We start from the raw sequence: 26,260 nt of genomic DNA, 5'->3' as shown, positions 1-26,260 counted from the left end.
GATTTCATTTTTGAGATTATACAAAATAAATGGTGATTTAAATAAGTGTTTAGTAACTCTTATTCAAATAGCTAGATGCTTAATGCTGTAATACGTATTTCTTTTCCCTTTAAAACACACTTTCCTCTTTCTGCTACTGCGGTAAAATTTCTATAAAAACAATAAAAATATACTTATATTTTTATTTTGGTGTCAATTATATTTTTTTATTTTCAGATATGGAGTTTTATGCTTGTGCATGAAATTCCCCTTGAAAGTCTGTAAACAAGCTATCTAATCATTTGTAATCTTTATTTATTTTTATTGAATTAGGTACTTAGTAAATAAGCGTTTGTAGACTGATTATCAATATTTTAATTGCTCACATATATTGGAAAAAGCCCAGCAATTTGGACCTTTGGAGGTATTTTCCTAAGTAAAACTCCTTTTAGGCCTTTTACACTAAGATTGAATTATTGACCTTACGCCTAATTCAATATTTTTATTCTTTATTTCGCGATTTTATTATAGATTAATTATAGTATTTTATAAGTATTTGTAATTGCCAAAATAGCTTCAAATGATCAATGTATTAAATCCTAATGTCTGTTATTATAATAATTATAACCTACCCTTACTGAAAAATCTATAAATTCACTCCTAAAAAGACTCTTCAATTCAATTCCACCACTACACATAGTCCTATTCCACCAAGAAAAATTCTGGTATATATGCTGTCTATCAATCTACTATGCTTTATTAATGTGTTTCAACTTAATAAAAATGTTTTATTAATACACTCTAATGTTGTAAGTTTTTAAAAGAAAATTTTAAAATAGGATTTTATGGCTGCGTGTTTTATATTATATTAAGTTTAATTGTAGATTATTATTCTATTTACTTTAATATAAAACCCTATTAAAAATTAAGATACAGTCTAAAATTCCCTGAAATGTTATTTACTAATGGATAGAAGTGACTGAGAAACAAGTCTATATTTTGGGTGTTTTGACTGTTACTTCATCTATATTTTTATTCCTAAAAATATTAAATTAAGAATAGCATTGTCTATAAATTGCCTAAATGCCAATGCTATTAGGGTGCTTAAAGAAGGTGTGTAAAAATTGTTGGAGTGTCCAATTAAGCTGTTCTGGCTTATTGAATTTTGAATTATTTAATCAATTGTCTCTTCATTCTCGTATTGATAGGTTTCGTTAAATCTAGATGATTGACTTTATCAATATTCACGAAATTATTTTTGTATTTAATTAATCACTTTGAAATTCTTGTAACTGGTATTATCATTTTAAATTAGGTGTTCTAGACTATGAGTCCAGTAAAAAAGTCCCATTTATTGCAGAAAAAAAAATAGGCTGAACTTATTTTTATGAAAATACAGGTCACTTTAACCATCTCCAAAAAAAATGGATGAATGAAGTCAGTTTCTATAAATACCCCACCATCTCCTCCAAATACTTCCGGTCCACTGCGTCAAAAGTATCCAGCTGATCGGAATCAATATCCAGCACTGCGATAATTTCTTTTCCTTTGTATACGGGGACTACAATTTCTGATTGGGAGGAGGCACTGCAGGCAATGTGGCCCGGAAAGGCATTGACATCGGGCACTACCTGCGTTTCGCCTGTTTTCCAGGCTTTGCCACATACGCCTTTTCCTTTTTGGATGCGGGTGCAGGCTACTGGTCCTTGGAAGGGGCCCAAAACCAATTCGCCCTTTTTGACGCTATAAAAGCCTACCCAAAAAAAGCCAAAAGCCTCCTTTAGTACCGCAGCCATATTGGCCATGTTGGCCACCAAGTCTTCCTCACCGGAAAGCAAGGCTTTTATTTGTGGCAGCAGGGCTTGGTATATTTCCTCCTTGTTGGCATTTTTAGGTAGATTAATTTCCTCAGTCATGGTTATGGTATATTGCTAGTAAATCCTCCTTAAAAGTATATTGGGCTGTGGGGATAGTTGTCATTAGGGGGGCAGGGATGCCCAAACCAAACATGGCATTTCCGGTAAAAACCCTTGCCTCATCCCATAGGTCATTCGCTATAAAATCCCCCAAAACTGCCGCTCCTCCTTCTACAATCAGGCTCTGAATGTTTCGGGCATAAAGGTCTGCCACAATTTCTTTGGCATCGATGCGAACATCCATTTTTGCCCATTCGGTCTTTCCGACTGTCTTATTGAGTTGGTTATTGTAGATGATGGTGTCCTGCTGCCCATCAAATAGATATAAACTTTCCTCCAATTTCAACTCCCTGTCTACGACCAATCTCAACGGGTCTTTTCCATACCAATCTCTGGCATTCAGTCGGGGATTGTCATAGCGAGCCGTATTGGTACCTACCAAAATGGCATCTTCTTCTGTTCGCCAGCGGTGGACTTGCTGTCGACTTAGTGAATTGCTGATCCACTTGCTGTCAAAGTTGGTGCGGGCTACAAAGCCATCTTTTGTCTGTGCCCATTTTAATATAATGTAAGGGCGCTTTTTCTCCATCTGGGTAAAAAACCGCACATTCTGCTTCCTGACTTTATCCTCCATCACCCCTGTAGTCACCGCTATTCCTGCCTGCGTTAACTTCTGAATTCCTTTTTTCTCCACCAAAGGATTGCTGTCTACTGCAGCAATGATGACTTCTTTTAATTGATGCTTGACTATTAGGTCTGCACAAGGGGGCGTTTTCCCAAAATGGGCGCAGGGTTCCAGGCTAACATACAGGGTAGCCTCTTTTAAAAGTGATTTGTCCTTAACGGCTGCGATGGCGTTTACTTCAGCATGCGCTTGACCGTATTCTTCGTGATACCCTTCTCCGATAATCAAACCGTTGTGAACGATCACACAGCCCACCATGGGATTGGGGCTGACACTTCCCCTTCCCAATTCAGCCAATTCAATGGCCCTTAACATGTAGCTCTTATGCTGGTCTTCGGTCATAATCTTGGCAATATTATCAGGGGGAGGTGGATGCTTTTAAGGTGATGGATTCCAATGTCAATGTGCTGTCAGGATAGGTCAGCAGGGTGAAAGTAGTGTCCTGGTATCCTGTAGGAGCGGCTATTTTAAATTCGTATTCATCTTCAGGCAGGCCACTAAGCAGAAAACCACCATCACCTGAGGTGAGTGTGCTGAAGGTGTCAGTTGCTGAGATGGCCATCACATGTGGGGCGATGCTGATGGGAAAGATTGATCCAGTAATTTCTGATAAGCCAGTGCTTACAAATACCCTAAGATGAGGAACAAAATCAAATCCACCACTTTGGTTAGCGACCACAGATTGTGCCAGGTCCAAATCCAAAATGATGTCATAGGAAAGACCACTTTGGGTGCTAATGTCTACGTCTACTTCCAATAGGGATTCGCTATCCGGGGAGATGGTCATATCCGTTCTGACATCGTCGTTTATCAAATAGACAACATCCCCCAGGAGAAACCTGATTTTGGAAATGTCTCCTGCTGGAATTTCTGTTCTTCCTATAAGGAGCTGTGTGTCATCTACCAAAGCACTTACCAAAACCATATTGCTGGCTGCTTGATAGGGAATGCTCACCCAACTGGCATTTTCCTCACTCCCTCGAATGCCTGCCGGTAAAATTTCTACCCCATTGACCTCTACCCAGACTTCATCAAAGTCTCCTGGGGCGTCTATAAGTAACAAATTAACCAATGACCTTGTTTCTGCTGCTTCGGTACAGCCGAGGCAAGTAAGGCCAAGTAGGCATAATCCAAAAAAGAAAGTTTTGTTTTTCCTCATGATTCGATCGATTTTGCTTTAAAAGCGGTCTCGATAATTTTGTATTCAATTAATACGGGGATTATTTTTTCCATACCCGACTGTCTTCTGTTATATACCAGTATTCTCCCTTGGAAGTTGCCGGACTCGATATTTTAAACCAGGATTTAGTAGCTTCTATGGTCACTTCCAACAGGCTGTTGTCGTGTTCTAAGTCAGTCAACTGGTCTGTATAACGTCCATGATTAGCAAAAAATGCCTTTTCTGCATCGTATAGTTTTCGCAATTCATCCTTTATCCGCTCATCAGGATCAATTACAAACAATTGATTGCCCTGCCCAACTTTCATGTCAGAAAACTGAACATAGCCCCATCTTTCCGGCAGGTGCATATTGATCAATCCCATGGGAGACCAAACCCAATTGTCTTCTGGGTAGGATTTACCAGTTTGTGGGTTAATCTTTTTCCTGTAGCCATTTTCTGTGGGCTCAATTTGCCATTGCACCCTTGAAAAATTTATTTTCCATTGCTCGCCATTTTCTGGTGCCTTGTAGGAGGGGCCAGATTGAGAGAGGCTTTTCCAGGGAATGGCCATCTCGATAGACCAGAAATTGTCTTCATCGGCAGGGTCATTTATGGTACCGTCAAGATGAATGGCATATTCAAAATCGTTGATGTTCCATCCATTGATAGGCTTGCCTCCATTCTTATAGGGCTTTGTAAGCAGTAGGTCCCAGAGTGTTCCCAAAGCATTGATCTCCACCTCATAGTAATTGTGCGTGTCCCCGTCAGGATCTATAAATATTTCAATATCATTTTCATGGAATATTACTGATTCTCTTTCGGAGTAGGTGGCCCAGATGTTTTTCTCATAAAGCTTAATGCCAATGAACAAATAGTTTTCGTCCCAAAGCATTTTCATTTGGGTCAGTTGATCGGGTGCAGTAAAATCTTCTCCCTGAATGTCCAGAAAAGGGGTAGACCAATTTGCTGCAAGCCATTGAGCCTCGTCTAATTTACCATCTATGGCAAGCTGATTGGTGACCTGATAAGCCACATAACCTTTTGGTTGGGGTATTTCCTGAGAAAACACAAAGCTTTGAAGCATTAATAGCCCTAGCAATAAAATCGGTTTTTTTAACATATTGTATTCTTGGTGTGTGCACAAATATACAACAAGTAATAGATTCAACCCCTCGTAATTACAGTGACTTATTCAAAAATAGTCAGCTGCTTATTTATACAAGATATAGCCCGTTGATAGGAGGTAAAGGCAACTTTGGCAAAATCTATCAGGATTTCACCAAAATTATTGTATTATTTGTTGTTGCTTTAAAGTGTAAAAGTTACATCACTTTAAGTTTTGTATAAGGTAAAAACAGGTTTGGTATTGAATATGAGCAGAATAAGATTAAACAGAGTTGGGATATTTGCATTTTTTATTCCGATGGTTGTCATTTTTTCATGTAATAGTGGCAATGAAGGAGGCAAAAAAGCCGAATCAATCAAGGAGTTCCCGGTTATAGAAGTAGTGGCATCGGATACCATAATGCAAAGGGATTATGTGGCAGATATCAAAGCCATTCAAAATGTAGAACTTAGGGCCAGGGTACAGGGCTTTCTTGAAAAGGTAAATGTAGATGAAGGGCAGGAAGTGAGGAAAGGCCAGATTCTATTCAAGACCAATGAACAAGAGTACAAAGCTGAATTGGCCAAAGCCAAGGCCAATTTTGAAAGTGCAAAAGCAGAAGCCAAAGTGATAGAGTTTGAAGTTGGCCGTTTGAAAATCATGGTGGATAACAACGTCATATCAGAATCTGAGCTTAACCTAACGAAGGCCAAATACGATGCTGTAATAGCTAAAATTGAAGAAGCCAAATCCGCAATGGACAATGCAGAAGTGCAGTTATCCTATACCAATATCAGGGCCCCATTTGATGGGATTATCGATAGAATTCCTTTAAGAACCGGTAGTTTGGTAGAACAAGGAAGTTTGTTTACCACTGTTTCTAATATAACTTCTGTACATGTTTATTTCAATGTGTCTGAAAAAGAATACCTCGAATACATCAAGTCCAAAGATGAAACCAAAGACAATAATGTGGTTCACTTGGTACTAGCAGATGGTGCACCTTATTCTGAAGAGGGAGTCATTGAGACCATGCAAGGTGAATTCAATGCCAATACAGGATCTATTGCTTTTAGGGCTTTATTCCCTAATCCTAGTAAAATACTTAAGCACGGAGCTACCGGCAAAATAATACTTACCAATAAGGTGAGCAATGCCATCATTATACCTCAGAAAGCGGTCTTTGAAATTCAGGATAGAAGTTTTGTTTATGTTGTCAACAAAGACAATGTTGTGGAGATGCGCAGTATTATTCCAAGAGCAAGGTTTTCTCATTACTATATTGTCGAGTCTGGATTGGAAGTAGGAGAGCACTTTGTATATGAAGGCATCCAGAATGTAAAAGACGGAATGACTATTCAGCCGAAAATGTTAGCTGATAAAGAGGGTGCTTTCTTGCCAGAAAAAGACGATACCATTGCAGAAGTAATGCCTACCAGTACAGAAAGATAAGCTATGTTTGATTTATTTATAAAGAGACCAGTTTTATCGCTGGTGATTTCCCTATTCTTTGTTTTACTGGGATTGTTGTCTTTTTTCACTTTACCAGTTGAGCTTTTCCCCGACATTGCTCCTCCATCTGTTTCCATCCGTGCCAAATACAGGGGCGCGAATGCAGAGGTGGCAGCGAAGACGGTGGCCACTCCCCTAGAAAAGGTGATCAATGGTGTTCCCGGGATGACTTACATGACTTCCGTAAGTAGTAACAGGGGTACCGTAGTTATTAAAGTATACTTTCAGGCAGGTGTAGATCCAGATCTTGCTGCCGTGGAGATTCAAAACCGGGTGTCGACAGTAGTCAATGACCTGCCAGAGATTGTGACCAAAGCCGGTGTGACGGTAGAGAAACAGGTCGAAGGACTGCTAATGTACATCAATATTGCCAGTGATGACCCCTCACTGGACGAAGCCTTCATTTACAATTACACCGACCTTAATGTATTGCAGGAATTGCAGCGAGTGGACGGTGTAGGATTGGCAGAAATAATGAGTACCAAAGATTACTCTATGAGGATATGGCTTAAGCCTGACCGAATGACTGCCTATAAAGTTGCTACGGATGATGTGGTAGCTGCCATAAACAATCAAAATGTGGAAGCTGCACCGGGGCAACTTGGGATTAGTTCTGGTAAGGACATGCAGGTGCTTCAGTATGTATTGAAGTATACGGGTAAATTTTATGAGCCCAAGCAATATGAAAACCTGGTAATAAGAGCCAACCCTGACGGGTCTATTTTGCGATTGAAAGACATAGCAGATGTAGAATTTGGTAACCTGAACTATGGAAGGATAGCAAAAATGGATGGTAAACCCGCCGCTTCGGTGATGGTTATCCAGCGGCCAGGCTCCAATGCCAGTGACGTTATTGCCAATGTGAAAACGAAGATTGAACAAATAAAGCAAGATAACTTTCCTTCTGGCATGGATTATAACATCTCCTATGATGTATCCAGGTTTTTGGATGCCTCTATTAAGGAAGTATTGGTGACCTTGGCAGAAGCATTTATCCTGGTATTTATTGTAGTGTTTATTTTCCTTCAGGATTTTCGCTCTACCTTGATTCCTACCCTCGCAGTGCCAGTTGCATTGATTGGTACCATGTTTTTCATGCAGTGGTTGGGCTTCTCGATTAACTTGCTTACTCTTTTTGCACTTGTATTGGCGATAGGAATTGTGGTCGATAATGCCATTGTAGTAGTAGAGGCCGTCCATTCCAAAATGGAGAAAGAAGGATTGGCACCTCGGGCGGCTACTTTTGCTGCCATGAAAGAAATCAGTGGAGCGATTATAGCCATTACCATGGTGATGTCCGCAGTGTTTGTTCCGGTAGCATTTATGTCCGGACCGGTAGGTGTATTTTACCGGCAGTTTTCATTGACGCTTGCCGTAGCCATCTTTATTTCTGGTGTCAATGCCTTGACATTAACCCCAGCGCTTTGTGCCATCTTGCTTAAAAATCATTATGGCGAAGAGCGAAAACAAACGCTTTTGCAGCGCTTTTTTAACAAGTTTAATCAGTATTATAATTTCTTCGAAAACAAATACCTTCAGTACATCACTTATATTGTTCCTAGAAAAGGAATCACTACCTTAATATTGTTGTTTTTCTTTGCTGCTACCTGGGGCGTAAGTAAGATTCTGCCTACTGGCTTTATACCTACGGAAGACCAAAGTATGGTATATGTAAATGTCACCACTCCGGTGGGAGCGACAGTGGAAAGAACAGAAAAAGTATTGGATGAACTTGTTCAAAAACTTGAAGGAAATGAGGCGGTTGCTGGTGTTTCCAGTTTGGCTGGTTATTCCTTGGGTAATGGACTGTCTGGAGCTTCTTATGGTATGGCCATGGTGAATTTGAAATCCTGGGATGAAAGGAAGGATTTACCGATTCAGCAAACCTTGGATGAATTCGGAGCTATGGGTGATGAAATTTCCGATGCTAAAATTGATTTCTTTCTGCCTCCTACGGTATCTGGTTTTGGTAACTCAAGTGGGTTCCAGATGAAACTTCTCGATCAGACAGGTACAGGTAACCTGAATCGTTTGGCAACTGTGACCAATGACCTTGTGGAAGACTTGATGGCAAGTCCGGAAATAGGCTATGCTTTTACAGATTTTGACCCTACCTTCCCTCAGTTTCTAATTAGGATTGACCAGGACCAGGCGGCTAAAAATGGGGTGACCATTTCCAAAGCTCTTGGTACCATGCAGGTATTGCTTGGTGGTCAGTTTGTTTCAGATTTTGTTCGCTTTGAGCAAATGTATGATGTGATGCTCCAGGCAGGCCCTGAATACAGGGCTAAGCCCGAAGATGTTATGGCCCTTCAAGTCAAAAACAATGAAGGAGAGATGGTCCCTATTTCTGCTTTCCTTACCATGGAAAAGGCTTACGGACCGGAGCAATTGACACGATTCAATATGTACAATTCTGCTACTGTGAAAGGTTCTGCAGCCCCAGGCTATAGTAGTGGGGATGTGATTGCTGCGATTGAAAGGGTCACTGCTGAAAAGCTTCCTCAGGGTTACAACCATGATTGGTATGGGATGTCTCGAGAAGAGGTTACTTCCGGAAACCAGGCCATTGTCATTTTCCTTATCTGTCTGTTATTTGTTTACCTCATTCTTTCCGCTCAGTATGAAAGCTTTCTCCTTCCTTTGCCGGTGATTCTTTCACTGCCTGTCGGGGTTTTTGGTGCATTTATTTCCCTTTATCTCCTGGGACTGCAGAACAATATTTATGCTCAAGTAGCCCTAATTATGTTAATTGGTCTGCTGGGTAAAAATGCTATTTTGATTGTGGAATTTGCCATTCAGAAAAGAGAATCAGGACAGTCTGTGATACAGGCGGCTGTAGAAGGATCTGTTACCAGACTTCGGCCTATTTTGATGACCTCATTTGCTTTTATTGCAGGTTTATTGCCATTGGCGATGGCAACTGGAGCAGGTGCTTTGGGTAACCGATCCATTGGTACTGCAGCGGCAGGGGGGATGTTAATAGGAACCATATTTGGATTGATAATAATCCCTGGTTTGTATGTGATCTTCGCCCATTGGACTTTTACCAAAGAGGAAAAGGATGAGGATCCTTCACCTGAAAAGAAAGATAATTCTCAAGTATCTTTTTCAAATAATTGAACCATTACTACATGTTTTTAAAAAATAAATTGACCCTTCGTCTTTCTATAGGCATCCTTGCGATGGTATCGATGTTTGCCTGTAAAAGTATAGAGGCTCCAGTAATGCCAGAAATGGAGCCCCTTCCTGCTACCTTTTTGGATATAGAAGATTCGGCCAGTATTGGTAATATTTCCTGGGAGGCTTTTTTCAATGATCCGAGTCTAGTTTTCTTAATCGAAGAAGGACTTGAAAACAACCTGGATATCCTTACCGCATTGGAAAGAATAGAATTGGCCAGGGCGCAGTACCGAATTACCAAAGGAGCCATGTATCCTACTTTAAATGGGATGGTTCGATACCGATCAGGCGATATTCGGCCCAACTTGTTTAGTGGTACGATAAACGGTGATAGAAATGTAGTCAACAGAACGGAAAACAATTTTATCGGGTTTCAAAGTACCTGGGAAATTGATGTCTGGGGAAAAATCAAGAACAGAAAAGAAGCAGATTACGAAAAGTTCTTGGCTACTGGAATGGGCAGACACCTGGTGGTGACCAATATGGTTTCAGAAATTGCCAAAATCTACTATCAGTTGTTAGGTTTGGACATTCAGTTGGAAACCATCAATAGAAATATTGAATACCAGGAGATGGCATTGGAGCTGATAAAAATTCAGAAGATGGCAGGTAGGGCCACAGAGTTGGCTGTTCAGCAATTCTCCGCTCAATTGCTTTCGACCAAAAGCCTTTCTTTTGAAAAGCAGCAAGAGATCATAGAAACAGAAAACCAACTGAATTTTATTATTGGGAGGTTTCCACAGCCCATAGAAAGGGCTTCTTCATTATTGGAAATCAAACTTCCTTATGGCATGGAAGCAGGTTTACCATCCGAAATGCTGCTACGTAGGCCAGATATATTGCAAGCCGAACACGAGCTTCGTGCAGGTAATTTTAATGTAGAGGCTGCCAGAAAAGAATTTCTACCTTCTTTTAGTCTTACACCTTATGTAGGTCTAAACGATAAAAGTTTGCCTGAAGCGCTAAAGATGCCAGGTGGTTTGACCATTGGTATTTTGGGAGGATTGACAGCCCCCATTTTTGCACAAAATCGCATTCGGGCAGGTTATGATCAGGCCATCGCCAACAATAAAATTGCCTTATATGATTATCATAGAACAATTTTGGATGGTTATCAGGAAGTTTCAGGAAAACTTCAGCGTGTAGGAAATCTTAGAAAAGTATACAGTTTAAGAGACGAAGAAACGGCAGTATTGCTTAACGCTGTTTCGACCGCTAATGAATTGTTCCGAGGAGGTTATGCCACCTATCTTGAGGTAATTACTGCACAGTCCAGGGTATTGGAAGCTGAGCTGGATAAAACCAACACAAGGATCGAAATGTTCCTTACTGTAGTGGATTTATACCGTGCATTAGGAGGTGGCTGGAAATAGTCCAGCCATTTCTTTTTTACCTAAGCCTACACTTCGTATTTTTGAGGTGATATGATGAATTGGGAAAAATTACTTTTGCTCGAAGGGCTTAAACCTTCGGATACCGACCTACAAAGAAGTCAATTTGAAAGGGACTTTGATCGGATTATCTTTTCTGCACCCTTTAGAAACCTTCAAGACAAAACGCAGGTTTTTCCCCTTCCGGAAAATGATTTTGTGCATACCAGGTTGACTCACAGCCTGGAGGTTTCCAGCGTAGGCAGGTCACTGGGAAAGACCACGGGTCGGTTTCTGCTGGACAAGTACCCAGAACTGGCCTCAAAAAATATTCAACCTTTTGATATAGGTGGGATTGTAGCTACTGCAGCGCTTGCCCATGACATAGGCAACCCTCCTTTTGGACATGCAGGTGAGGAAGCCATCTCAGATTTTTTTAAATTTCATGCCATTGGTAGAAAGTGGGAAGGAAAATGTCAACCGAATGAATGGCAGGACCTTATCAATTTTGAAGGAAATGCGCAAGGTTTTCGCATGTTGGTAGCTACCAGAAATGGGATGAATATTTCTCCCGCCACCTTGGCCGCTTTTACAAAATACCCCAGACCTGCTTGGTGCAAATCTTCAGACAAAAAGCGTAGAAGTCAGAAAAAATTTGGCTTTTACACCAGTAACCTCAAAGATTATCAAGTTCTGACAGAAGAGATGGGCATCCCCCAGCTTGCTGAAAACTGCTGGATGAGGCATCCTTTAGCTTTTTTGGTAGAAGCTGCCGATGACATTTGCTACAGTATCATTGATTTAGAAGATGGTTGTACCCTTGGTTTAGTGTCTCTGGACAAAACAATTGCTTTAATGGCTGATATTATCGGTGAGCGATACGATCCTGAAAAACTTCAAAAATACAGCAGTCCAAAGCAGAAATTGGCCATCATGCGTGCAATGGCCATTAGTCAGCTCATAAATGAAACGGCCATGGCCTTTAAAGAAAATGAATCCGCTATTCTGAGTGGTGAATTTGATAAAGCTTTGACCGAAATTATCCCCTCAGCAGCTGGCTTAAATGCCATCACTGAACTTTCAGTAGAAAAGATCTACCGCTCTCAACCTGTCTTGGAAAAAGAAGCGGCAGGCTATCAGGTGCTGGAAGGCTTACTGTCTACCTTTTCCGAGGCCCTTTATAATTATCACTTCGATAAGGAAATGTTTTCCGGCCATAATAAGAGCATTTTACGCCTTTTGCCTGAAGAGCATGAGCTAGAAACAGCGCATGAAGCTTATTTTATTATGAGAGGTTTATTGGATTTTATTTCAGGCATGACGGACAAACACGCGCTTTCCCTTTATAGAAGGGTGAAAGGAATCACCATTCCAGGTACCTGAGTTTGTGAATGCCACCCTGGCGGTTGAGGGGAGTCGAAACCAGAGGGTAATGAGTACGTAATGCCTACTCCTTCGGCTCCGCTCAGGAACCGGCTAGGACGTTACCAAATCCACTTAGTAACTGACGAATCCTTTACCCCCGGCGGTTGAGCGAAGTCGAAACCAGAGGGTAATGAGTGCGTAATGCCTACTCCTTCGGCTCCGCTCAGGAACCGGCTAGGACGTTACCAAATCCACTTAGTAACTGACGAATCCTTTACCCCCGGCGGTTGAGCGGAGTCGAAACCAGAGGGTAATGAGTGCGTAATGTCTACTCCTTCGGCTCCGCTCAGGAACCGGCTAGGGAATACCCCATCTCCGTTAAAGAACCGGCAGGAACATACATAGGGTTCCTTGTCCATAAAACCTATTCCTCGGAACCGGGTACCAGGATGACCTCTTAAAAAAAATCTCCCCGAGACGATTTGGTCTGTTTTATGACGACCTTAATTCGACTTTGCTTAAGAGAATACTTGTATAGCAACACGAATCCACAAATAATTAAACCTAAGACATGTCACTATTGACGAATAGTATTGCTTCACGCACTTTTTTAAGAACGTGCAAAACTGCCATATAACCCCCTTAAAGACAATTACTAGACAAAGAATTGCTTAATAGAACTGCTTAATTACTGTTCCAGTCGCTGTTCTAAAGGCTAACGCTATAGTTTTTCTTCTTTTGCCATACATATACCCTTGTTTTCTATTAACTTTACGCCTTCATTTTGGACAGCTTTCTATTGTCCACTATAACAAGACGCAACATAGCACAGATTATATTTTATAATTACAGTGAAGAAATATCAGGAGTTTAAACAGGTAGATTATCCCAAAATTGGGGAAGACGTATTGGCTTTTTGGAAAAGCAACGCGGTTTTCGAGAAATCCATAAGCAATAGGGAGGGAGCACCTACCTATACTTTTTATGAAGGCCCTCCTTCAGCGAATGGCACCCCGGGAATCCACCATGTAATGGCAAGGGCAATTAAAGATGTCTTCTGCCGCTACAAAACCCTAAAAGGTTTTCAGGTAAAAAGAAAAGGCGGCTGGGATACCCATGGCTTGCCTGTGGAATTGCAAGTTGAAAAAGAGCTGGGCATCACCAAGGAAGACATAGGAAAAAAGATCTCTGTAGCCGACTACAATCAAAAATGTAGGGAAACCGTTATGCGCTACAAGCATGAATGGGATGACTTAACAGAGAAAATCGGCTATTGGGTGGACCTTGATGATCCCTACATCACCTTTGATGTGAATTATATAGAGAGCCTTTGGCACCTGCTAAAGAAACTTTATGAAAAGGACCTTATCTACAAAGGCTACACCATTCAGCCGTATTCTCCTGCAGCTGGCACCGGTCTAAGTTCCCACGAACTCAACCAACCTGGTAGCTACCGTGATGTAAAAGACACCTCTATCACCGCTCAATTCAAGGTGATAGGTGAGGAAGACCTGTATATATTGGCTTGGACCACCACTCCATGGACGCTGCCTTCTAATTCGGCCCTTGCCATTGGTGAGAAGTTGGATTATGTAAAAGTAAAAACATTCAACCCTTATACTTTTGCACCTCAGACGGTCCTTTTGGCCAAAGCCAGGTTATCGGCTTATTTTAATCCTAAAGGAGCATCCGTCGAACTAGATGCTTATAAGCCTGGTGATAAGGTGATCCCTTATCAAATCGTGGAGGAAATGAAGGGCAAAGACTTGATGGGAATCAAATACGAACAACTTTTCCCTATTGATGCACTGGCGCTTCCGGAACCTGCCTTTACGGTTATTTCGGCAGATTACGTGACCACAGAAGATGGAACAGGGGTTGTTCACCTGGCCAAGGCTTTTGGGGCAGATGACTTTAGAACACTTGTGCAACAAGATGTCCCTGGCGTATTTCTGAAAGATGAGAAAGGCCTGGAAATACCTATTGTTGACAAGAAGGGCAAGTTCCTCCCTGTGGTAGGCGAGTATTTGTTGTCTAAAATGGAAGAGCATGGCATACCCGTTCACAAGACTTTTACTGCCGATGACTTCTATGTCAAAAATTACCCCCAAGATGATGAAAGTGACAAGACTTATAAAAGCACAGATGTCATCATCTCCATCATCCTAAAGAATGAAAACAAGGCCTTTAAAGTAGAGAAGTATGAACACAGCTACCCTCATTGCTGGCGTACGGACATGCCTATCTTATATTACCCTATGGAAAGCTGGTTTATCAAAACCACTGCTTATAAGGATAAACTGGTCGCTTATAATAAAACAATCAACTGGAAACCGGAATCTACCGGTACCGGAAGGTTCGGCAATTGGCTCGAAAACCTTGTGGACTGGAATTTAAGTCGCTCAAGGTTCTGGGGAACACCTTTGCCTATCTGGAGAAACAAAGAAGGAACGGAAACCAAATGCATCGGGTCTGTGGCCGAACTACAAGCTGCAATAGAGGCGTCGATAGCCAAAGGTTTCATGAAAGAATCTCCCTACAAAGGGAAAGAAGTGGACCTCCACCGTCCTTATGTGGATGACATAATATTGGTAGCGGACAATGGGGACAAGATGTTCCGTGAGCCAGACCTTATTGATGTTTGGTTTGATTCTGGGGCCATGCCTTATGCCCAATGGCATTATCCTTTTGAAAACGAGGACAAGTTCAAAGAAAATTACCCTGCTGACTTTATAGCAGAAGGTGTGGACCAGACAAGGGGTTGGTTTTTCACCCTGCATACTTTGGCAGTAATGCTCTTTGATAGTGTGGCCTTTAAAAATGTTATTGCCAACGGCCTGGTATTGGATAAAAATGGCAATAAAATGTCCAAACGTTTGGGCAATGCAGTTGATCCATTTAAAACATTAAAAGAGTTTGGACCAGATGCCTTACGTTGGTACATGCTAAGCAATGCCAACCCATGGGACAACCTGAAGTTCAATAAAGAAGGCGTTGTGGAAGTACAAAGAAGGTTCTTTGGTACCCTTCAAAACACCTATAATTTCTTTGCCCTTTATGCCAATTTGGATGCCTTCGCTTACGATGCATCCAATAAAATACCTGTTAACGAGCGGCCGGAACTTGATCAGTGGATACTTTCCAAACTTCAATCGTTGATAAAGGAAACAGAAACGGCTTATGAGAATTACGACATAACACCGGCCTCCAGGGCCATTATGAGTTTCACTGTTGATCAATTGTCCAACTGGTATGTAAGGTTGGCCAGGAAGCGATTCTGGAGAGGAGACATGAATGCCGACAAGCAGGCAGCTTACGAGACCTTGTATGAGTGTCTTGAAGTCATTGCCAGGTTGATGTCCCCGGTAGCTCCCTTTTATGCAGACTGGTTGTTTCAGAACCTTACGGCAAGCCTGGAAACCAAACCTTTGTCTGTGCATTTGACAGATTGGAAGTCTTCAGCGGAGAATTTAATCAATTTGCCCCTAGAAAACAGCATGCAACTGGCACAGGACATCTCTTCTTTAGTGCATTCCTTAAGAAAAAAGGAGAAATTAAAGGTGAGGCAGCCACTTGAAAAAGTGCTTATTCCGGTTTTGAAGGAAGATATCAAAGGTTTAATTGAGCATGTTGAAGACCTTATCAAATCGGAAGTCAATATAAAATCGATCGAATACATTGACGATACCTCTGACCTATTGGTGAAAAGCATCAAGCCAAACTTTGCCCTGTTGGGCAAGCGGTTTGGTCCAAAAATGAAAGCGGTCAGTCAAATCATTCAGCAATGGGGCAAGGAAGAAATTGCTCAAATTGAAAGCGAGGGTCAGGCAAGCATCACCATAGATGGAGAAACTGTGGTACTGCAATTGGAAGAAGTGTTGATCCAATCACAGGATATTCCAGGCTGGTCGGTGGCAACTGACAATGGCATTACCGTGGCCTTGGATGTTACTTTGACTACAGCGCTGAAAGAAGAAGGTGTTGCGAGAGATTTTGTCAACAGACTACAGAACCTGCGTAAGGACATGGGACTTGAAGTTCAAGATAAAATTCGAATTCAGATTGTTCCGCTTAATGAAACGGTGGACAATGCCTTGTTGAATTTTGCTGAGTATATCAAAACAGAGACACAAGCCTTAGCGTTAACCCTTGATGGGGACAGTAATAATTCCACCGTATTGGACATGGATGAGTTTGAACTCGCCGTTAAAGTAGAGAAAGTATAAATATGAAATATTGGAAGTATTTTGGTATCACCTTATTGGTGATCGTGATTGACCAGGCGGTGAAGATGATGGTCCACTACGGAATGGATTTTGGGACTGCAGGTCAGATCAAGGTTTTTGGAGATTGGTTCAAACTTCATTATACCACCAATCCTGGAATGGCCTTTGGCATGCAGCTTGGTTCCGAATATGGTAAACTGTTGTTGACCAGCTTTAGGTTGGTTGCCATGTTTGGTATTGGGTATTACCTGTATACCTTGATCACGAATAAAGCGCATGTAGGTTACCTGGTCTGCATCGCCATGATTCTTGGAGGCGCCGTTGGCAACCTTATTGATAGCGTTTTCTATGGTGTTTGGTTGGGGAATGCCCCCTTTGAATCTACTACACCATGGTTTCACGGTCAGGTGGTAGACATGTTTTATGTGGATATCTGGGAAGGATTTGTCCCAGAATGGATTCCGATATTTGGTGGAGGCTATACAGCTCTATGGCCAATATTCAATATAGCAGATGCTTCCATCTTTGTAGGTGTAGGCATAATACTCATTTTCCAGAAGCGCTTTTTTGAGGAAGAGAACACCGAAGACAATAAGGAAAAAGGAGGGTCAGAAGATGAAGTGCAAAAGCAATTCATAGACGAGAAGTAGGTATACTACCTCTTCAAATATTTAATAATTTAAGGCGGTAAATATTCCAAAAGGGATTCTTACCGCTTTTTTTGTTTATCCAGGTTATTTGGGCATTAGTAACATGTTCATGTATTACTAGCCAGCTCCCGAAGGGAGATGAAATATTTCCAGCCGGTTCCTTACCGGAGATAGGGTGTTTCCCGCCAGTTCCCTTTCGAAGATTAAATATACCAAGCCGCCGGGGTCATGATCTACCGCCGGGCGGATTACTATCCAGTTCTTTTCCACTAATTGGGAAATACACGAGATATAAAAATGTTTTTTGAATACAAATCCACACTGCTAAGGGAGCAGCAGGTTCCTATTTCCCGCCGGTTCCTGAGCGGAGCCGAAGGAGTAGGCATTACGTACTTGTTACCCTATGGTTTCGACTCCGCTCAACCGCCGAGGTGATGGGTAACCGCCAGGGATTAATATACAGATGATTTGAACTGGTGAATTATTAATATTGTATTTAAACCCCCGTCATTCTTTTCATCGTGTCCATAAAGGCCTGTAGAAATGAGCCATCCTGCACATAAAGCTTGTACATGTCCATATCGGATTTTCGCTGCTTGGCCATTACTTCATCCATGATCTTCTTGAAGGCAAGGTCTCTGGTATGGAAATCCTTGTTCTCGGCAACCTTGGGTTTGAAGTCTGGATGAGCCATTACTTTATTTTGTAGGGAAACGAATTTAACTTTTTGTTCCTCTGGCGTAGCTTCCCAGCCTTGAAACCAGCGCTCATTGAATCGATTAATAATTTGATCTAATGGATCTTCATCATTGTCTCCTCCAGGGACTCCTCTCGGGTTGGGGTTTTGTGGGTCCAGTTCAGATTCATTGGCATCAAGAAGGATGGTTTCATTTAGCTTTACACGCTCCAGTCCGTAGGTGGAAAGATCAACCGAATTCAGCAACTCATTCAATAAATCCTGCTGTGAATCTTTGATGATCATCTTTGGAATTAGAAACTTCAAAAACCAAAATAGCTTTTCCCAAACCACCACTTCAAACTCAAGAATAGACGCCATCTGACCATAAATCTTTACAAATTGCTTTGCCTTGATCTTATAATCCACCTTGTCCTCATCTTCCAGCGCTAATTCTGAATTAAATCGATACTCTGCTACCTGAATGATAGGACTGAGGTATTTGTCAGCTTCCAATCCTTTGAAGTATTTCTCTACAAAATCTTCTACCTCATGCCATTCATACACGCCCTGAGCATCCAAACTCGCCTTTAGTTCGTGGAGAACATTCACGTCGGTGGCTCCACTAAGTGAAGTAGCCGTATAGAAAGGCTCAAATGCTTTTTGAATCTCATCAGCAGAATTGTAGAAGTCCAGCACAAACAGGTCTTCGGTCTTTTTCCCAAGACTATTTGCCGATCGATTCAATCGTGATAATGCCTGAACCGCCAGCACTCCTTGAAGCCTCTTGTCCACATACATAGCAGTAAGCTTTGGTTGGTCAAAACCCGTCAAGTATTTATTTGCTACCACTAAGATCTTGTACTCATCCAAATTAAAGTAGCGCGCTATCTTGTCACTGATATAGCCCGGATCGGTAGGTTTTGTAGTATCCAATCCTGCTGAGAAGTTATTCAGGCTGTCTTCTGTATATTCAATTCCATTTACTTTCTTCGTGCCCGAGAACGCAATAGCGATATTGAATGGATTCCCTTTTTTACTCAGCTGTTCTTTTAGGGAAAAATAATAACGAATGGCAGATTCGATACTTTGCGTTGCCACCATGGCCTTGGCTTTGCCTTTGAGTTTTTTCGGGTTCACTATCTTGGCCATGAAGTGATCTAGCATGATCTCTGCCTTAGTGCCTATGGTGTCTGTATCTCTTTCTACAAATGCTTTTAGCTTCTTTTGTGCCTTTACGGTGTCAAAAAGCGGATTGTCAGCGATGGATTTTTCAATCTCGTAATAGCTTTTGTAAGTGGTGTAGTTGGCGAGTACATCCAAGATAAAACCTTCCTCAATCGCCTGCTTCATAGAATAGAGGTGAAAAGGTTTGAAGGTGCCATCGGATTGCTTGATCCCAAATCGTTCCAATGTATTAGACTTTGGAGTAGCGGTGAAAGCCATATAAGAAGCATTGCCACGCATCTTACGTGTCCTCATGGCTTCTAGAACCTTGTCTTGAGGATCATCGCTATCTTGGTCTTCATCCTCTTTCTTGGCTCCCATAGCCTGATTCATCTTTCCTGCGGCAGTTCCACTTTGGCTACTATGCGCTTCATCAATGATCACAGCAAAACGTCGCTCGCTCATGTCAGCTATTCCATCGACGATGAAAGGAAACTTCTGTATGGTGGTGATGATGATCTTCTTTCCTGTCTCTAATGCTAGTTTCAGATCTGCGGAAGTATGGGCAGGCGCAACTATGTTTTTCACCTCAGAAAATTCCTTGATGTTTTCCCGTAGCTGCTTGTCTAACAGTCTTCTGTCCGTAACCACGATAACCGAATCAAATAAGGGATTGGACGTTCCTTTGCTTCCAAGAATAGAATCTGATTCTGGGTAGGTTTCAATCAACTGATAAGCTGCCCAAGTGATAGAATTGGATTTTCCAGAACCGGCAGAGTGCTGGATCAAATAAGTCTGACCTGTGCCATGTATACTTGCATGGGCAATGATTTTTCTGACCACATCCAACTGATGGTAACGTGGGAAAAACAAAGTTCTTTTGGCCAGTGGCGTTTTTTCCTTTCCATCAAATCGTACAAAATGCTGAATGATATTGGCGATGCTTTTTCGGGTAAATACTTCATCCCAGAGGTAGGCAGTTTTGTGACCAAAAGCATTGTTTGGATTGCCCTTGCCAAAGTTCTGACCCAAATTGAAAGGAAGGAAGAATGTCCCTTTACCATTCAGTTTTGTTGTCATGTAAGCCTCGTCGGTATCAATGGTGAAGTGCACAATGCACCTTCCAAAATTCAACAGCGGCTGCGTGATGTCCCGCTGAAACTTGTATTGGTTTTGACCATGAACCTTGGCATTCTGCCCCGTCCAGTGGTTTTTTAATTCCATGGTAGCGAAAGGCAAGCCATTCACAAAAAGTACCATATCGATTTCCTCCAAAGGATTAGAAACCGAATACTTCAACTGGCGAGTCACTGAGAATTGATTGCTGTCAAAGTTTCTCTTCACCGTGTCACTACTACTTGCTAAGGGCAATGGATACATTAAGGTAAAATGTGCATCATCCACACTTATTCCTTTTCTAAAGAGACGAATGACTCCATGTTTCTTGATCATCCGATCAATCCTCTCAAGGATCTTCAATTTCCAATCAGCTTGTTTTTGAAGCTTAGCCAACTCTTCTTCCTGCGTCACCTGTAAAAAGTCAAACAATCGAACGCCATCGATAGCCAAACGAGGATCGAAATCAGCTGGAGAACCAATATAGTACCCATTGCCAGTTCGGTAGCGTTCTTTTCTTTCACCAAAAGAATCTATTGAAAATCCTTCAAGCTTAAGTTCTTCCAGGGAGGTTCCTGTAAGTCGCTTTTCAATGGTGGATTCTAAGGCTTGTTCGTTGGTTTGGCTGTACATGATTACGGAAGTTTATCTTTTAGCAATTCTTTGGAGATAAAATCCTTCAAGAGAATCTCCCGATTAGAAATAAAGTCCATAATACTATCAATGCTATCCCAATCGCAATTGATGGAAAGTAGTTGATTTTGTGACATGATTGGAGCTTGCTGAAAATACGCTGACTTCAATCCACCTTCTTTATTCCCTTTTGAGGAATTCGAAGCTTTATTATCAATAACCAAATTACCTATATTGTGAAGGTAGGTGGTTCCAAAACTTTCATCAAACTTTGTAACTTGAGCCTTTTGAGCAGTGATATGTTCAATGCTGAGTTTTTCTCTTTCTATCTCTGAGTAATACTCTCTTAAACCAATTTTGGGATATCCCAGTTTTGACCTCAACGAGTTTTCAAATGCTACAAGAATATACTTTAGCAAGTTACCATTCACAGAACCGTAATAATATTTAGAATCTAAAGCTTTTATCGCTCTATTATTAATATTCCACCAATTTCCAGGAATAGCTTGATCCAATACTTTTATAGCTCCTTGTATGCCCTCAGTCCACAATTTATTGTAAATGGTCCTTTCAAATTTTCCTCTGAAGCCAATTGCAATCCCTTTAAAATTAAAGTCATTCAATTTTTCAAGAATAACATTAAGCTTTGATTTATCCTCACTATAAATTCTAAAAAGCAAAGGGTAATAAGGGCCTACTCTTCCCAGCATAAAGAATTTACTCAATTCGCTATTTTCATATTTTTCTTTATTGATTTGGTCGTAAAACTCAAATGATCTCTTGAGGCCAGTGCAATATTCAATAATGGTTTTGATGAGTATTGAAGAGTCAGATTCTTGGGATAATAGCCCTTTGATTTTCTTCTTAATATGCTTCTTGGGATTATCGCCAGTTTGCTCAAAAGCAAGAGTATGATAACGTAGAATATCTCCTTCGACTAACTGATTACTTTCAATTACACGGTATATTTCACCAAAGTTTTGCTGTATTGTTATTATTGTTTGATCAGGATTCTTGGAGGCTAATCCTACTGAGTACATCAAAAAACTTTTAATCGCCTCTAAGTCTGTTAGTTTTTTACCTCTATCATTTAACAACTCGAAAATTTGGGTTGCCTGATTGATTTCATTCACAACATATATTAGAATGTCTGCTTCGGTAACCACCTGAAATATCTTTTCAAGCATTTCCTTATTAAGCTCACTTAATTCTTTCGTGAAAAAACTTTTTGCAGCCAATAAAAGACTTTGAGAAGGTGTCTTGGGAATTGGGATTTCTGTGGAATCATCCGAAAGAATATGATGATGTAGAAATGATGAGTTTTCATTTGACAATTCAATTTTGAAAACATCGTCGTCTCTGACAAAAATTCTTATCGACCTCTGAGTGGCTAACTGGGAATCTAAAGCTTCCAGTTTCAATAAAAGCGCCCTCATAAAAATAACAAACGTGGTTAATCTCTGCTGTCCATCAACTATGTCTATGATTTTGAAATCCCCTTTTTTGCCGTTCTCATGGAAGAGATAAGATCCTAAAAAATATGTTCGGTTTGGCTGCTGATTTATTAGGTCAGATAGAAATTCACTGAGATTTTCTTCTCCCCAAGAGTATGCTCTTTGATAAATAGGAACATTGAAAATCTGAGTCCCATCAAAAATATTTCTGAGCGTTGTTTTTCCTGTTTGCATCAATTTTTAATTAACCTTTATCTTACCTGTCACTGCGCTATTAATCAGTGTCGCTTTGAATTCCTTTAACTTCTCTATTTCTTGCTCTTTCAAAGAAATGGATTTTAGAACCTTTGCCTCTGAATTTTCTATAAAAGCGCTAATAGACTTTTGTTCCTCTATAGGAGGTAATAGAACAGGCATTCTCTTTAGTAAATCTTGACTCAATGAGGCTCGAATCACCAAATTCATTTCTTTTACAAAGAAATTTCTGTGTGTGTAACTTGAGAAATAGTATTTTGAAAAACCGCTGTCCAACTTCTCAGAAGTGGGTCTGAATCTAATCAGGAACCCTGAAAAGACAGAGTCAGAAATCGTCGCTAAACAAGTTGAAGCGAATCCTATTTCCTCTGCAGTTTCAGAAGTCCTTGTAAAGAAAACATCACCTTTTCTCACTGAATATTGAATTCTATCTGAATCGCTTGAATTTGCTAATCCTGAACCGTGATCTGGAAGCTGGATATTATTGTAGACATCTCCATAGCTCACAAAAGGAAATCCTGAACCAAAATAATCACCTCCCCTGCTTATTCCATTTTGAGTAAATCCTAAAACTCTTAAAGGTTTCATCTCCCAACCCTCTGGTATCATCCCTATCCATTCCACACCACTGTCTTTGAGTTTGACATGGGGGTCGAGGCCTCGGGTGACGGCTTGATGGATGAGGATTTGGCGGCGTTCTTTGAGTAAGGTTATTTGCTTCTCCTTGATGCTGATCGCTTGATCGATCAAGGCTGTCTTCTTATCCAGAAACTCTGCGATAGCTTTTTGCTCGGGGAGGGGTGGATTGTATGTTTTAAAGCTGAAAAAATTATCTTTTGAAATAGTATTTCTCAGACCAGTATAAAGTGGCTTTAGTCTTTTATCTGCATCAAGATTAAGATAGAAATAATAAAGATATCCTTTGTCAAAGTTTGAATTTACCCCAAACACAGTGTACGCACCAGTAATCATTCCATCGAATTTTGATAGCCCTACACATCTTGGAGTTTCTTCAACATCAAATAAGCAAAATATAAAGTCACCTTTCTTCACTTCTTGATAGGTATCGAATTCTGTAGGAAATTTACCTCCGTCTTCTAAAACACGTTTAATAACACCTCTTAGAGTCAATGAAAGCAAATCATAGTCGGATGATTTTTTGCCAACCAGATTTTTCTTCAATTTGAATATGTGCTTATTTGAAAGAGAAGCCCAATGCTCAGGAATCTCTCCCAACCATTCTACTTCTGAATCTTTGTAGGCTGAATACCTACTTACCAGATGCTTATCTAAAGTCTCTTCCATTAGGCCAGGTTTAAGATTTCACGGATCAAGCCATCACTTTCCTTCTCCAGTTCCAGAATGTCAGTTGTTACTTCTTCCAGGGTACGAAGTGGCTTGTGTCTGTAGAAATACTTATTGAAGCTAATTTCATAGCCGATCTTTGTTGCGTCCAAGTTGATCCAGGCTTCGGATACATGTGGCTTCACTTCTTGCAGGAAGTAGGTATGAATGTCTTCCTTCAGGGCTACATTTTCGGTATCCCGAAGGTCTGATTCTGTTTCGTAGGTCTGATATTCTCCTTTCTTGTCAGTAGGATAATAGCCGAAGTCAGGCAGATCTTGAGCAGAGCATCCCAGATGATCCAAGAGGTTGGTGAGTTTGTCACCACTCAGTTTGACAACAGACTTCTTTACCATTTCTGCTTCGGCATCATACCAGCTGACCGCATTGAGAATGGCATTCTTTTCAGAGGCTCCAAGTTTGATTTTAAGTGACTTCAACACTTGATCTACTTTTTCTTTGAATAGATTGTAGTCGTTGTATTGGGCTGTGCCTACCTGCTCCATAATCCTTCTGGCAGCGTTGAGTAGTTCCAGCTGTTTTTGCCAGATCGTCTTCTGAGTCAGGGAAAGGGTTTGCTTAGCTTTTAGATTCAAGTCCTGCTTTTCACACCATTCTTTGATGGCCTTGCTATGACTGGAAAGGTTGGTGTAAACCTCCTCACCAAATTCGGCATAAGCCCAGGTCATCGCTTCCTTCAGACTTCTATCATAGCGCAAGTCTGCGATTCGTTCGTCAGAGAATTGGGCTTTCAGTCGCTTAGGTCGCTCGATGGTGACTTTATAGTACCCGAAATCTGTATTGTCAAATACTTTCGAAGCGATGCCTTCTTCTTCTTGGGTCTCTGGGTTGAGTTGGCGATCTAGTGCCTGAAGCTCCTGATAAGCTGTAACGATCTCTCGGATATGTGATGCCGTTAGCTCACAGTTTTTGGCTCCCAAGTTTTTGCGAAGCTTCTGAAAAAGTAAGCCTCCATCAATCAGCTGCACCTTGCCTTTTCGCTCTGGGGATTTATTATTACTAAGAATCCAGATGTAAGTAGTGATTCCTGTATTATAGAAGAGGTTATTTGGCAGTTGCACGATTGCTTCCAGCCAGTCATTTTCGATAATGTAGCGACGGATATTACTTTCTCCTCCGCCTGCATCACCGGTGAAAAGGCTACTTCCATTATGCACAGAGGCGATTCTCGAACCCAGTTTACTTTGGGACAAAGGTTTCATCTTGTTGACCATTTCCATCAGGAATAGCAATTGTCCATCAGATGATCTTGGAGTCGCGTCAGCATCTGCTTCTTCACCCCAGTAATCGCTTAGTTTAATCTGAAAGCGAGGATCTATGATATCTTTTCCGTCCTTGATATACTTCTGCTCACTGGACCAAGACTTGCCATAAGGAGGATTGGAAAGCATAAAGTCAAATGTATTCCCTGCAAACTCATCCGTAGAGAGCGTAGAACCTACCCGGATATTCCCAGGATTATTGCCTTTGATCATCATATCAGACTTACAGATGGCGTAGGTCTCATCATTGATTTCTTTTCCATAGAGATACACATCGCCCAAAGCTTTGATCTCTCCTTCTTCGTCCTTGATGAAATTTTGTGATTCGGTCAGCATTCCTCCCGACCCACAAGCAGGATCATAAATCGTCAATACAGGAGGCAGTTTATCCTTAATCGGCTCGAAGATGATATGCGTCATCAAGTCGATTACTTCTCTTGGCGTAAAGTGTTCACCCGCTTCCTCGTTGTTTTCTTCGTTAAATTTTCGGATCAGCTCCTCGAACACATAGCCCATTCCCAAGTTGGAAAGCGCAGCAAGTCTTCGTCCGTCAGGATCATCTTTCTCGAATGGCGTGAGGTTGATAAATGGGGAGGTGAACTTCTCCAAGACATTCAGCAACACATCTTTCTGAGCCATGTGGCGCACTTGGCTTTTCAACTTGAACTTCTCGATGATCTCCTTTACGTTGGAACTAAAGCCATTGAGGTAGTCCTCGAAGTTGGCAAGCAGAATTTGCTGATTGTTGGTAGCGGTGTTATGAAGTCGCTGAAGTGTCCACTCACTGGTGTTGAAAAAGACAAAGCCAGATGCTTGACGCAAGCCATTTTCATCCAGTTCGGTAAACTTGGCTTCATCGCGCTGAAAAGCCAGTTCCTCCATCACCGCATCTTTTGTAGGTTCCAATAGGGCATCTAAGCGCCTAAGAACCACCATAGGAAGAATAACATCTCTATATTTTCCTCGAACATAAACGTCTCGCAGACAATCATCTGCAATGGACCAAATAAATGAAACGAGTTTATTGTGTACTGCTTGGGTCATTAGGGTAATATGTATTTTTTGATTGAATATAATTTGAATTGAAGGGTTTCAGGTTTCCGATGTTCGGAATTATCTGATTTTTATGTGATTCATTCCATAAAATTGAAAAGATGCCTTATTGATGTATTCTCTTTG

The 26,260-nt window shown here is 41.1% G+C and carries 14 protein-coding genes; 6 read left to right on the top strand and 8 right to left on the bottom strand.

Annotation, left to right across the window (positions count from 1 at the left end; all coding sequences use genetic code 11):
- Positions 1–1,424: 1,424 nt before the first annotated feature.
- The 4 genes from AAC073_RS21110 to AAC073_RS21095 all read right to left on the bottom strand — a co-directional run bounded on the left by AAC073_RS21110 (position 1,425) and on the right by AAC073_RS21095 (position 4,862).
- Positions 1,425–1,895: a GAF domain-containing protein gene (locus AAC073_RS21110; RefSeq protein WP_339925799.1), complete on the bottom strand. Its 471-nt coding sequence runs from the start codon at positions 1,893–1,895 to the stop codon at positions 1,425–1,427.
- Positions 1,888–2,922 carry a bifunctional diaminohydroxyphosphoribosylaminopyrimidine deaminase/5-amino-6-(5-phosphoribosylamino)uracil reductase RibD gene (gene ribD, locus AAC073_RS21105; RefSeq protein WP_339925798.1) on the bottom strand — a complete coding sequence of 345 codons (1,035 nt, stop codon included), beginning with the start codon at positions 2,920–2,922 and terminating at the stop codon, positions 1,888–1,890. Before ribD ends, AAC073_RS21110 begins: the two co-directional genes overlap by 8 nt.
- Positions 2,923–2,938: 16 nt before the next feature.
- Positions 2,939–3,739, bottom strand: a complete 801-nt coding sequence (locus AAC073_RS21100; protein ID WP_339925797.1) for a DUF4382 domain-containing protein — start codon at positions 3,737–3,739, stop codon at positions 2,939–2,941.
- Positions 3,740–3,800: 61 nt separating this feature from the next.
- Positions 3,801–4,862 carry a carbohydrate-binding family 9-like protein gene (locus tag AAC073_RS21095; RefSeq protein WP_339925796.1) on the bottom strand — a complete coding sequence of 354 codons (1,062 nt, stop codon included), beginning with the start codon at positions 4,860–4,862 and terminating at the stop codon, positions 3,801–3,803.
- A 252-nt stretch (positions 4,863–5,114) separates the two neighbouring features.
- Between AAC073_RS21095 and AAC073_RS21090 the strand changes: the two genes are divergently transcribed.
- From AAC073_RS21090 to AAC073_RS21065, 6 genes are all read left to right on the top strand, one after another.
- Positions 5,115–6,299 (top strand): efflux RND transporter periplasmic adaptor subunit, encoded by a 1,185-nt coding sequence (locus tag AAC073_RS21090; protein ID WP_339925795.1) that lies wholly within the window; start codon positions 5,115–5,117, stop codon positions 6,297–6,299.
- 3 nt (positions 6,300–6,302) lie between these two features.
- A complete protein-coding gene (locus tag AAC073_RS21085) occupies positions 6,303–9,482 on the top strand; it encodes an efflux RND transporter permease subunit (protein ID WP_339925794.1) in 3,180 nt (1,059 codons plus the stop codon).
- A gap of 11 nt (positions 9,483–9,493) precedes the next feature.
- Positions 9,494–10,915 carry a TolC family protein gene (locus AAC073_RS21080; protein WP_339925793.1) on the top strand — a complete coding sequence of 474 codons (1,422 nt, stop codon included), beginning with the start codon at positions 9,494–9,496 and terminating at the stop codon, positions 10,913–10,915.
- 54 nt (positions 10,916–10,969) lie between these two features.
- On the top strand, positions 10,970–12,295 hold the full coding sequence (gene dgt, locus AAC073_RS21075) for a dGTP triphosphohydrolase (RefSeq protein ID WP_339925811.1): 1,326 nt from the start codon (positions 10,970–10,972) through the stop codon (positions 12,293–12,295).
- Between the two features lie 833 nt (positions 12,296–13,128).
- The gene (ileS, locus tag AAC073_RS21070; protein ID WP_339925792.1) at positions 13,129–16,503 is read left to right on the top strand and encodes an isoleucine--tRNA ligase; all 3,375 of its coding nucleotides are present in this window, start codon (positions 13,129–13,131) and stop codon (positions 16,501–16,503) included.
- A 2-nt stretch (positions 16,504–16,505) separates the two neighbouring features.
- Positions 16,506–17,153, top strand: coding sequence for a lipoprotein signal peptidase (locus AAC073_RS21065; protein WP_339925791.1), 648 nt, complete (start codon positions 16,506–16,508; stop codon positions 17,151–17,153).
- Between the two features lie 496 nt (positions 17,154–17,649).
- Here the strand turns inward: AAC073_RS21065 and AAC073_RS21060 are convergent, their stop codons facing one another.
- The 4 genes from AAC073_RS21060 to AAC073_RS21045 are packed head-to-tail and all read right to left on the bottom strand — an operon-like array spanning position 17,650 to position 26,125.
- A complete protein-coding gene (locus AAC073_RS21060) occupies positions 17,650–20,745 on the bottom strand; it encodes a DEAD/DEAH box helicase family protein (RefSeq protein WP_339925790.1) in 3,096 nt (1,031 codons plus the stop codon).
- Positions 20,746–20,747: 2 nt separating this feature from the next.
- Positions 20,748–22,433 carry a DUF262 domain-containing protein gene (locus AAC073_RS21055; RefSeq protein WP_339925789.1) on the bottom strand — a complete coding sequence of 562 codons (1,686 nt, stop codon included), beginning with the start codon at positions 22,431–22,433 and terminating at the stop codon, positions 20,748–20,750.
- Positions 22,434–22,439: 6 nt separating this feature from the next.
- Entirely contained in the window at positions 22,440–23,759 is a 1,320-nt protein-coding gene (locus AAC073_RS21050; RefSeq protein WP_339925788.1) for a restriction endonuclease subunit S, read from the bottom strand.
- Positions 23,759–26,125 (bottom strand): class I SAM-dependent DNA methyltransferase, encoded by a 2,367-nt coding sequence (locus AAC073_RS21045; RefSeq protein ID WP_339925787.1) that lies wholly within the window; start codon positions 26,123–26,125, stop codon positions 23,759–23,761. The genes AAC073_RS21050 and AAC073_RS21045 overlap by 1 nt, the downstream gene beginning before the upstream one ends.
- Between the last annotated feature and the right edge of the window lie 135 nt (positions 26,126–26,260).

Source organism: uncultured Cyclobacterium sp. (assembly GCF_963977555.1).
Taxonomy (GTDB): Bacteria; Bacteroidota; Bacteroidia; order Cytophagales; family Cyclobacteriaceae; genus Cyclobacterium.
The sequence above is the reverse complement of the archived record's forward strand: the minus strand, read 5'-3'. Positions and strand labels throughout refer to the sequence as shown.